The following is a 13,019-nucleotide window of genomic DNA, read 5'->3' as shown; positions in this document are numbered from 1 at the left end:
TGCTTTAGGTGATTTTTTATAAGTACTAGGTGCATTGTAACTCAACCAATGCTAAAAGTTTTGTGTGAATCAAGGCTGATTTGTGTACCTAATAGCTGGCTATTAGTAGCAAATTATACGCAGATGCGCGCAAAAATCTTAGCTTTGGTGTACTTAGCTTATCCCGAACTCAGGTTAATTAAGCTTTTGGTTCCAATACATTGCGTGGGATCAACTTTACAGTTACAAATTATTCTAAAGAGTATTGTATTGTGTTAATGTTTTTCAGCTTTTATGTTTAATAAGGTTTCAGTGGATGAAGTTAGTTGTACATCAACTAGTTCTTTTTCTTTATATATTGTGTTTGTTTTGTTCAAATAATGGTAATGCTAACAATTTAGTTATAGCACCTGTTAATGACCCTGCATTGAAAGACTTGTTAATTAGAACAATGTTTGTTGATAAACAAAAACGTATTTATATAGGCACGGATTCAGGACTTTATCGATATACAAACAAAAACTTAGTAAAGTTAGATGATAGATTTGCCATTAATGCGCATGCTTTTAATGGCGCTATAAGTAGTATTCATGAGTTAGGTAACAGATATTTAGCCATAAATGCCTTTTTATCAGACGTAATTTATTTTGACCGCATTAAAGATGGTTATGTTAAAGCCCCATATAATTTAAATCAAATAAACACATTTCTTCACACAGAAAAAATATCAAGTTCACAATGGCTTTGGAATACTACAAGTGAATTATTTCTGTATTCGTCAAAAGTTAATAAAAATAGTCTCCTATTAGCAACACCACAAGATGAACGCATTATTAACTTTAAACTTAATAATGCGAATAGTTCTGTTTATGTTTTAACGCAAAAAGGTCTTTATTACAGCAAAAGCATTGAATTACCACTTAATTTAATTTTTAAAACTCACAGTGATAGTTTTTATGGTCTGTTTCTAACTAATAACCTTCTACATTTAATAAGCACTAAAAGTCACTTAACTTTTAAAGAAACTGAATTAATTTCGTCGATTGATGTGGCATTTTGTAGTAAAGAACAATTTAAACGTATAAAAGCACAAACTCGAGCTCATATGTTTAACAACCCCATTTTTTACACTGTTTCAAGTAATCATATTATGGCTCTGTCTGAATGTGGCGCTTATAAATATGATTTATTAAACCATAAATTAGAATCTCTGTTACTCCCTCAAAAAAACAATTTAGCACAATGGATAAAAGGTGTTGGTTATACCAAGGCTCTACCTACGATATTAGAGACTAATATCGGTTTGTTTTTAATCAATGAAAAAGCTGAAATATCTGCCCTAAAAGATAAAACTTCTGCAAGTTTGGGCGGGTCGACTTTTAGTGTAGTAAAAGTAACTGATGATCAATACTTAATTGCTGATGGTACGCCGGGTTTAAAAATAGCCTCTACAAGACTAAATAAATTCAACAATTTACATAAATCAGATCTCGTGCGATTAACTGGAGGGCATTCACTACGAGACATAATAAAAATTAATAACAATACTATATGGTTGGGGAGTCAAACTAACGGGCTGATTAAAATTGTTAAACATCAAGATACATGGCAAACAGACAAACAATTCCTAACTAAAGTACACATTAGATCTTTATATAAAGATAAAAATATTCTATGGGTTGCAACCGAAGGTAGCGGCTTGTACCAAATAAACTTAACAGATGACACTATTAATAAAATTTATTCTCCAGAAAACATACAAGGTTTACTCAGTTTTCTGCCGATAGATAATGAACAATTACTAATAGGCACAACCAATGGCGTATTGATATATCATAGAAAAGATATGAAGCTTGTTAAAAAAATACCTGTAATAGAAGGTGCTGTTTGGGGTATGGCACAAAATAACAAGGGTGAAATCTGGTTAGGCAGTCAACTCGCAACGGAAGGATTATTTAAGTTAGATAGAGATTTTACAATTTCAGAAACTTATACATATAGCGCAGATTTATATAATAGCGCTATTATGGATATTACTATAGATGACTACCAACAACCGGCTATAGCGACATGGGGCGGTGGTTTACTCTACCGTATGAAGGGTCGAAATGAATTTAGCCAATTGAACGCTAACGATGGTTTATTAAATGACACAATACAATCAGTTACTAAGATATCTGAAAACCAGTATTGGCTAAGTACAGAAAAAGGTCTCGCTAATGTAACGTTATGCCAGCTTACAGAATGTAATAATGAAGTTAAAACTTACACAACTAACGATGGACTAGCGACCAATTTATTTGATCTTAATAGTGCACACCTTAACCCGGATGGTACTTTAATTTATGGTGGCTTTTATGGCTTAACTTGGTTTAAACCAAAAACCGACATAATTCATAATACTGTGCTCCCAAGCGAACACCACGTAAACAGCCTAATTGTAGATGGAAAGAAGGTTACGAATAAAATTACAACCAATAACAATATACCCAAATTAAATTTAACCTCTGACACTCAGCAAATTAATATAACTTTTCACAGTGATGATTATGTTAATCAAAATAATAAAAAATATCGTTACCGTATTAATAATAGTAATTGGGCTACCACATTAAAACCAGAAATAAGCCTTTCTGCATTAACATACGGTAAGTACCTTTTAGAAGCAGGAAGTAGCAACAGCGATGGTTTATGGGCAGAAAACAATCTAAAGTTAATGATTATAATTTCACCCCCTATTTGGTTGTCACTTTATGCCAAAATAATTTACATAGTTCTATTTATACTATCTATCATTGCTTTATTTAAAAGAAGAAGCACAAAACTAATAAGACAAAACACTTTACTCGAAAGTAAAGTACAAGAAAAAACAAAGTTATTAAGTAAAGCAATTGCAGAAAAAGAGCATATGTTCGAGTCTTCATCACATGAATTACAAACGCCATTAACACTTATTTTAAATTACCTTGATCTACTTCCCAAAAAAGAACTTTCAATTAAATACGCCAATTATATTTCAATTGTAGAAAGCCAGTCGCAACGTTTGCGCTACTTAGTAAAGAATATGCTACTTAACGCTGATCCCGCATCATCTAATAATCAATGTGAGTTAACCAACATAAGGTCTAGTATAACAACGCTTATTGAGCACCATAAAGTACAGGCTAATAAATCTAACATTACATTAAATTTTCATTCTGATGTAAGGGAGGATGTTTTCGCTAATTTAGTCGTTGACTCTGAACATATTATATTTGGTAACTTAATTGATAACGCCATAAAGTATTCACCTAATGGCTCAATCGTAACAATAACCTTATACCTTAAGGATAATAATTTGGTATTTTGCATTTCTGATCAAGGACCTGGTTTTAAAGATTTAAACAAGATTTGCTATAAATACTATAGAGAATCAAAGCACATTGAGGGAACAGGGTTAGGGTTATGGAACGTAAAAGAATACATCAATAAAAACCAAGGCACATTAAGCATTACTAACAACTTTGAACTAGGCTGTAAAATAATTCTATCATTACCATTATCTTGTCAACAACCTCAAACAGAAACAACAGAGCAAACACCCCAAAAACAGAAAAGTTATCAGCTCAACTCCACAACCCCTTCAAATACAAGTAAAAAGGTTTATAACGTTTTACTTGTAGAAGACGACACTAACTTAACAATTTTATTTAAAGAAACATTAGCCAAGCAATATTGTGTTACGTTTTGCTGTAATGGAAACCAAGCACTTGAATACCTTCAACAAACAAAGGGTGATCTACCAGATATTATTGTTTCTGATGTAATGATGCCAATAATGAATGGCTTTGATTTATGTAAACACGTTAAACAATCTAACGACTTTAAGCATATACCTTTTTTATTGCTAACGGCCAAATCTGACAATTCGAGTCTATATAAAGGTCTTTCTTTAGGAGCTGACGATTACCTAAACAAGCCATTTAAAATGAGTAATTTACAGCTAAAAATTAACAATATAATTACAACCAAAGAAGCACAAAAGCAGTTACAACTAAATTATGTTACTACTAAAGAAAATATTGAAATAATCGATAATAATCAAGATAAGTTTATTATTCAGATCAAAGAGTCCTTAAAAGCAAATCAGCAAAATTCAAGCTATAGTATTGCAGAACTAGCCGATGCTCATAATATGTCGACCTCAACTCTACGTAGAAAACTGAAACAATATTTTGACCAAACATTTACAGAAATATTAAAAAAATCTCGAATGAATAAAGCTAAAAAATTATTAATGACGGATAAACAAATACAAATAATTGCTGAAGAGTGCGGTTACACAAATACTTCATATTTCAACAAGCATTTTAAAGAAGAGTTTAATTTAAGCCCTAAAGCGTTTCGCAAGTAACTTAGAAAATAATATAACCCTATTAATATTCAATTTATACTAAATAAAACGCCCGACATATATCGGGCGCTATCTATCCTTATTACTGATACATCCAACTGCCATTAGTGGTCATTCCTACACCACCTGAGCCAGCGGCAAAGCCTCTATTGCCATTAAGGTGATACAGATACCATGCGCCATTACTGTTACGTATAAGCACGTCGGTATTACCATCACCATTAAAGTCATTGGCTGCCTTAAACTGCCATGCTGCGCCAGTTGTTAGCCCTAAACCTCCAGAGCCCGCACCAATACCTCTTGCACCAGTTAAGTGGTATAACCACCAACCACCAGTTGCGCTATTGCGTACAAGAATGTCGGTATTACCATCACCGTTAAAGTCTTGTGCGGCTTTAAATTCCCAGTCGGTGTCGTAACTCATACCTATACCACCTGAGCCTGCTGCAAAACCACGGTTACCATTAAGATGATAAAGGTACCAAGCCCCTGTACTGCTGTTTCTCACCAGTACGTCGGTATTGCCATCGCCATTAAAGTCTTTCGCTGTTGTAAACTCGTAGCTTGCGTTTGTTGTTAAGGCTATACCACCTGAATTAGCCGCTAAACCACGCGCACCATTCATATGATATATCCACCAACCGCCTGTTACGCTGTTACGCATTAAAATGTCAACGTTACCATCGCCATTAAAGTCTTCGGCTGTTTTAAATTCCCAGTCTAAGCTCGTTGATAGGCCAACACCACCTGAATTAGCTGCAAACCCTCTTGCACCGTTTAAGTGATACATGAACCATACTCCTGTATTCATGTTTCTCACCAGTACATCTTCAAAACCATCGTTGTTAAAGTCTGCTTTGGCTTTAAGTTGATAGTTCGTATCACCTATCATCGCTATGCCGCCTGAATTAGCTGCAAGACCACGATTGCCATTAAGGTGATTAATCCACCAAATACCATTGCTATTACGCATAAGCACGTCGGGAATACCATCGCCGTTAAAGTCATCGTTGATTATTGCATCTTCTTCTGCTTGCTCTGTAGGGACAACATGCCAGTTGATATCTTTAGTCATGCCCATGTTACGACTACCTGGTACTAGGTTGCCTTGTCCATTAAGTAAGAAGCCTTTCCAGCGGCCATCAGCTTTGTGTCGTACAATTAGGTCTACGTTACCGTCTTGGTTATAGTCTGCGACTTGTTGAAGTACCCAGTTTTCATCTTGTGGGATACCTGCGCTTAAGCTGTGAGTACCTGCTACACGCTCTGTGCGATTAAGGTTTAAGGCCACGGCTTCATAGGCATAAGTGCTTTGATGTTGTAGCAATAAGTCAACCACGCCATCGCTGTTCATATCAACAAGACGTTTAACCTGCCAATCGCTATTGCGACTTACCCCTAATCCGCCTGAGCTTGATAATACATCGCCATTCGCATCAAGGTGGTTAACATACCATGCACCGTTGGTGTTATGGCGTAATAACACATCAACATAACCGTCGTTATTAAGGTCGCTAAGTCCTTCAAATACCCAGTCTTGGTTAGTTGTTACCCCTAAGCTTCGATAGCTCGCAACGCCTTTAGCTCCATCAAGGCGATATAGCCACCAACTGCCATTGGTGCTATTTCTGACTAGTACATCGGATAGCCCATCGCGGTCAAAGTCGTGCAGTCCTTTAAATTCAAGGTTTTTAGCTGTAGGTAGTTGCCCTATAAAGCCTACGTCACCCGTTACTTGGCGGTTGCCGTCTAAGGTAAATTGATACCAATGGCCATTATCATGGCGTACCAGTACATCAGCATTAACATCATTGTTTAAATGCCCTATGTCTTGTACTGTCCAGTTACTGTCCGTTGTCAGCCCTACACCGCCCCAACTCGCTAAGCTTAAGTCGGTATCTATACCGTATAAGTACCATTGATTCGTGCTTTTATTTCTAAGCAGTAAGTCTGCTAGGCCGTTACTATTAAAGTCGATACCGCGGTTGTCGGTTAATGGCATTAACGGTGATAAGTCATCGCCATCTAATACACCATCTCCATCAGTGTCACTATTTGTTGGGTCTGTGCCTGCTTGGTATTCTTCAAGGCTGATTAAACCGTCGTTGTCTGAGTCTACTAATGCATCTGTTGGGTCAAGTGGGTTTAGGCCATTAGCCAATTCAAATTCATCTGACATGCCGTCGTTGTCAAAGTCTTGAATTTCATTACCATCAGCTTTACAGTTTTGAGTAACCCAATAAGCTTGTTCAATACCCCAAATATTATTTACAACATCGACTTGCCAACAAGGTAAATTAAATTGTGAAACTTGGAGCCAGTTTAATGAGTAAAATACACTAAGCCCTTTTAGATCAGTTACTGTATAATTATAACAATCAATAGAGGTGACCTCGCTCACAACTATCGCATCCGGGTAATCATCTTTTATACACTGAGCAAGTGTTTGATCTTGTAATTGAGCGATTGCATCATCAAACTTCACATAAGCAACACTCTCATCATATAACTTTCCAAATTCTACCGTGTGTGCATTTAACGCATATACAGCATCGGCTCCATTTGAAAGATTCTTGTCAATCCCGCAAGGCATTCCATTTTTACACGTTAACTCAGGTGATGAATACTTATATATTTTATCATTACCCCAAACACCAAATGCACTAGCATAGGCCATAACTGTCACAAATTCATTCGCTACCCCATAACCTCGCCCAAAATCATAATTTGCTCCAGTATCCCCCTGTTCATATGAATGTTTTAGCCCCATATTATGGCCAATTTCATGAGCTACAACATAGTCTGCACAAGAAATATCAACCACAGTTTTAGTCATCTTAATAGTGGCAGGAGAAGATAAAACCCATCCTAACCCACAGCTTGAACTTCCGCTTGGCTCCACTTTAATTAGCGTCATAAAATCAGCTTTATTAGCCAATTGTAGATCCCAAATTCTTTTCACTTCAGCATCATTTTTTATACTGTAACCATTCTGCCCACTTAATCTATACAATGCTGTATTCATACTTTCACTGTCAGCTAAGCTAGTAAGGGTTTTATGAACAAATTCAAGGGTTAAATTAACGCCGCTGTCTATATATATTTGATTAGTTATGGATTCAATATGAACCAGTTTTGTTTCAATTTCAGGGTAAGCCTGCAACGCGCCAGACGTATAAGCAACTAACCATTTAATTGTAACATTCTCTGTTGGCGTTCCACTTTCAGTCTCTATGGTCTGACGGTTTTTTTTGGACAAAGATTTTGGACTAACAATATTGCTATTAGTCTTATTCTTTTTTGGGGGGATTAAATAATCAACTCTGTCCGTATGTCGATTTTTATGAATGACACTTTCTTTGCCTAATTCACCTGAACCATCAATTGCTTTAATTGAATACGTAGTGTTTGATGTAACAACTCGGCCAAAAAAGCTTCGCTCGCCAAGGGTTAGCACTAGAGGATAATCAAAATCCTGCTCTGTAGTTTTCCCTGTAATAGATACAATACTATTTTTTACTTTATAGGTTGTGATGGTAAATTCAGCACTCTTATTATTCAATAAAGGTAATATTATTGTGTCGCCTACTTTTAATGATCGAATAATATCTTTATTGATTAAAACACTTTGTTTGCCTTTCATTGACTTTCTTATAAACGTTGTAGGGTCACCAAGAAAGGAGCTTGGTATTGACTGAGTCAAATTCCATAATTGTTTTGTGTCTTTTGCAGCATAAGAATTCATGCTAAAAAGTAATCCAACCAATAAGAAAACACTAATGACAATACTATTTAGTATTAAATTTTTAATTAGATGAAAGTTCACTTTATGTTCCACTATATTTAAAACGCCCGACATATATCGGGCGCTATCTATCCTTATTACTGATACATCCAACTGCCATTAGTGGTCATTCCTACACCACCTGAGCCAGCGGCAAAGCCTCTATTGCCATTAAGGTGATACAGATACCATGCGCCATTACTGTTACGTATAAGCACGTCGGTATTACCATCACCATTAAAGTCATTGGCTGCCTTAAACTGCCATGCTGCGCCAGTTGTTAGTCCTAAACCTCCAGAGCCCGCACCAATACCTCTTGCACCAGTTAAGTGGTATAACCACCAACCACCAGTTGCGCTATTGCGTACAAGAATGTCGGTATTACCATCACCGTTAAAGTCTTGTGCGGCTTTAAATTCCCAGTCGGTGTCGTAACTCATACCTATACCACCTGAGCCTGCTGCAAAACCACGGTTACCATTAAGATGATAAAGGTACCAAGCCCCTGTACTGCTGTTTCTCACCAGTACGTCGGTATTGCCATCGCCATTAAAGTCTTTCGCTGTTGTAAACTCGTAGCTTGCGTTTGTTGTTAAGGCTATACCACCTGAATTAGCCGCTAAACCACGCGCACCATTCATATGATATATCCACCAACCGCCTGTTACGCTGTTACGCATTAAAATGTCAACGTTACCATCGCCATTAAAGTCTTCGGCTGTTTTAAATTCCCAGTCTAAGCTCGTTGATAGGCCAACACCACCTGAATTAGCTGCAAACCCTCTTGCACCGTTTAAGTGATACATGAACCATACTCCTGTATTCATGTTTCTCACCAGTACATCTTCAAAACCATCGTTGTTAAAGTCTGCTTTGGCTTTAAGTTGATAGTTCGTATCACCTATCATCGCTATGCCGCCTGAATTAGCTGCAAGACCACGATTGCCATTAAGGTGATTAATCCACCAAATACCATTGCTATTACGCATAAGCACGTCGGGAATACCATCGCCGTTAAAGTCATCGTTGATTATTGCATCTTCTTCTGCTTGCTCTGTAGGGACAACATGCCAGTTGATATCTTTAGTCATGCCCATGTTACGACTACCTGGTACTAGGTTGCCTTGTCCATTAAGTAAGAAGCCTTTCCAGCGGCCATCAGCTTTGTGTCGTACAATTAGGTCTACGTTACCGTCTTGGTTATAGTCTGCGACTTGTTGAAGTACCCAGTTTTCATCTTGTGGGATACCTGCGCTTAAGCTGTGAGTACCTGCTACACGCTCTGTGCGATTAAGGTTTAAGGCCACGGCTTCATAGGCATAAGTGCTTTGATGTTGTAGCAATAAGTCAACCACGCCATCGCTGTTCATATCAACAAGACGTTTAACCTGCCAATCGCTATTGCGACTTACCCCTAATCCGCCTGAGCTTGATAATACATCGCCATTCGCATCAAGGTGGTTAACATACCATGCACCGTTGGTGTTATGGCGTAATAACACATCAACATAACCGTCGTTATTAAGGTCGCTAAGTCCTTCAAATACCCAGTCTTGGTTAGTTGTTACCCCTAAGCTTCGATAGCTCGCAACGCCTTTAGCTCCATCAAGACGATATAGCCACCAACTGCCATTGGTGCTATTTCTGACTAGTACATCGGATAGCCCATCGTTATCAAAGTCCTGCAATCCTTTAAATTCAAAGTCTTTTGATTGTGGCAGCTGTCCTATAAACCCTACATCGCCTGTAACACTACGGTTACCATCTAAGGTAAATTGATACCAATGGCCATTATCATGGCGTACCAGTACATCAGCATTAACATCATTATTTAAATGCCCTATGTCTTGTACTGTCCAGTTACTGTCCGTTGTCAGCCCTACACCGCCCCAACTCGCTAAGCTTAAGTCGGTATCTATACCGTATAAGTACCATTGATTCGTGCTTTTATTTCTAAGCAGTAAGTCTGCTAGGCCGTTACTATTAAAGTCGATACCGCGGTTGTCGGTTAATGGCATTAACGGTGATAAGTCATCGCCATCTAAAATACCGTCGCTATCTGAATCATTGTCTTGAGGGTTGGTACCTGCTAAGTACTCGGCAAGATTAGTTAAACCGTCATTGTCTGAGTCTACTAATGCATCTGTTGGGTCAAGTGGGTTTAGGCCGTTAGCCAATTCAAACTCATCTGACATGCCGTCGTTGTCGTCGTCAAGGTCTATGTTGTCAGGAATACCATCATCATCACTGTCAGTTGTTTGAATTGCTATATAAGCTTGGGTAATTGTGCTATGAGCCAACACCGAGTCTAACTGTGGTATTTTAGAAGGGTAAATAACAATATCTCCTGAGGCAGAAATACGCGGTTTAATATGATCCGAAATATTACCTGCTTCAGCTATATAATGTGTGGTGTTTGCCACTAAGTCACGCACTAAGATATGTTCTTCATTTGCAGCATTATAGCCTTTGAAAACCACTTTCTGACCATTATCCGAAATCTCACTATCATAAGCATATCTAATTTGGCTATTATCAGTATCTAAACTAATTAATTGAGTCTGGTTAGTTGCGCGGTCATATAAAAGTATATCATCGTATGAAGAGTGATCATTATCATAACCAATAATTTCCTCTGTAGCATCTGAATTATATGTTACATACCGTCCATTCCATGAAATTGATGGTTTATAGTTGCTTGAGTTAGTTGGGTCTTCACCCACAGAGAGTGTTACCAACGTATTTTGCTTACTTGCTACTTCATACAAGGCTATTTGATGAGAATAGCCGCTGTCATACCCAAACACGCCATGTTTAGTTGTTTGGTAGGTAATATAATTGCCAGCACTACTTATTTTCGGATTTGAAGATGTTCCTGTTGTTGAGAAGCCGTTAGCATTTTTACTGACTAAAATGGTTTCTTCAGAAACTGCGTCGTACAAGTAAATATCTGTATAACTATCACCATTGGATACAATATTACTTGCTCTAGACGTAAATACAACATAGCGCCCATCCCCTGAGATATCAGGACTATCTGAATCACCATTTGCTTCACTGCCATCATGGCCAACGCTGATACGTTTAGTAACGCCACTACTACGAGTGTGATAAAAAATATCCCATGTAGTGCTAGTATCATTAACATCTATATTCGTTGCCGAAGAAGCAAATACGATCTTATCTCCGTCGCTAGAAATAGCAAAACCTGCATCACCAATATCTCTATTTAAATTTGCACCCCGAGTGCCAAACATTAATCGCTCTTTGGTATTAAGTGCTCGATCTATTAAATATAAATCATCGTATGAGCCTCCTCCTTTTAAAACATTAGTAGCATCTGTTCGTACTAAAGCAAATCGTCCTGTACTTGAGAGAGCGACTCCATCAACGTCACTGGTATAGTGTTGTCCAGCAGGTTCGCTAATTTTAACGGTTGTAGTTGATAATAAATCATACATAAACACATCATCAAGATTATCTACATCTAAGGCATTTATTTCCTGCCTGTCGGTATAATAAACAATAAACTGACCATTAGCTGATAGTTTAGGTAAAAGTGCGTCACCGTCGCCTGGGAAGCTACTATCGTAAGCATGAGAAGCCATAACTGTTGTACCCGAAATTAAGTCACGGACAAATATTTCATGATTAGTAGCATCAGGTTTATCAGAAGTAAAAGAGTCATAGGTAGACGAAAAAGCCACACGACTGCCATCTGCCGAAATACTAGGGTTGGTAGCCCACCCTTCAGTATTAACCCCATTTTCATTTAGACTTACTTGAACAGTAGTACCAGCACTTACATTTCTAACGTAAATATCATCTCTGGTGTCCCCATCTGTAATAGCAAGCGAACCTGTAGTCTGAAAAGCAATTAAATTACCATTACTGGAAATACTTGGGGCAATACTAGGGCGGTACGCGTTCTTTAATTCATTTGAGTCAACACTGATCAGTTCAAGGCTGTCATTTAATATATCATAACGATAAACATCGTCATAAGTATCAGTATCAGTAGGCAATAATGTAGTTGCATCAGATGAAAATGCGATGAATTTACCATCACCACTTATAACCGCATCACCTGAATTTCGATCACCTTCAGTTCCATCTCCAGCAATACTGATTCGTTTAGTAGTCCCTGCACTACGGTTTCTTAAATAAATATCTTCTCTATTATTTATATCATTTTGTTCAATATCTAATGAGGTTGCAGCACTAGTAAATACAACTAAATTACCATCATCAGATACAGATGGTCCATAAGAAGTACCATTCCCTCTTACATTATCAGTTGCAAGAGAAATCAATTCTATTGAGTTCATCACCCTATCGTACAAATACACGTCATATGTAGAGTTACCACCAATTAAAATAAGATCTGATGCTCTAGAATAAAAAGCTATATAACGACCGTCAGCAGAAATTGATGGTGCATAAGAATCACCATTAGCAGGAAAACCTAATAAGTTTTTTGAGATAATATCCGTGGTATTTAGCACCGTATCGCGTAAAAAAATGTCACAACGCCCATTACTGTCATAATCGACTAGCGTTGATGCACAAGATTGAAAAGCTACAAACCTACCGTTCCATGAAACTGCCATCTGATTGGAGTTATGATCATTGTAATGTAATTCAGTTTCACTGACGAGCTCAGTGGTGGTCCAAGTTGACGTGGCGGCAACTACATTATTTATTGTAGTAATAAAAATAAATACAATAAAAAAAAGTTTACTAAAAAGAAGCTTAACAAACATAAGAATAACATCCCTATTTTTTAGTTAATTAATTGATAAAAAAGCTACATAAACAAAACGATTAAATTATACACTAACTATTTTAGTAAAGTAAATACGA

At 37.3% G+C, this 13,019-nt stretch carries 3 protein-coding genes; 1 reads left to right on the top strand and 2 read right to left on the bottom strand.

The window, feature by feature from the left end; translation table 11 throughout:
* Positions 1-295 precede the first annotated feature (295 nt).
* Complete coding sequence (locus QUD79_RS03405; RefSeq protein ID WP_184426901.1) at positions 296-4,372, top strand: response regulator; 4,077 nt, start codon at positions 296-298, stop codon at positions 4,370-4,372.
* Between the two features lie 82 nt (positions 4,373-4,454).
* On the opposite strand, the gene QUD79_RS03400 is transcribed toward QUD79_RS03405, so the two are convergent.
* Together QUD79_RS03400 and QUD79_RS03395 are read right to left on the bottom strand one after the other, a co-directional pair.
* A complete protein-coding gene (locus tag QUD79_RS03400; protein WP_286289875.1) occupies positions 4,455-8,117 on the bottom strand; it encodes an FG-GAP-like repeat-containing protein in 3,663 nt (1,220 codons plus the stop codon).
* Between the two features lie 137 nt (positions 8,118-8,254).
* Positions 8,255-12,919 carry an FG-GAP-like repeat-containing protein gene (locus QUD79_RS03395; RefSeq protein ID WP_286289873.1) on the bottom strand — a complete coding sequence of 1,555 codons (4,665 nt, stop codon included), beginning with the start codon at positions 12,917-12,919 and terminating at the stop codon, positions 8,255-8,257.
* Positions 12,920-13,019 lie beyond the last annotated feature (100 nt).

The organism is Thalassotalea piscium (assembly GCF_030295935.1).
Taxonomy (GTDB): Bacteria; Pseudomonadota; Gammaproteobacteria; order Enterobacterales; family Alteromonadaceae; genus Thalassotalea_B; species Thalassotalea_B piscium.
Note: the sequence above shows the minus strand (reverse complement) of the source record. Positions and strands in the feature narration are given on the sequence as shown.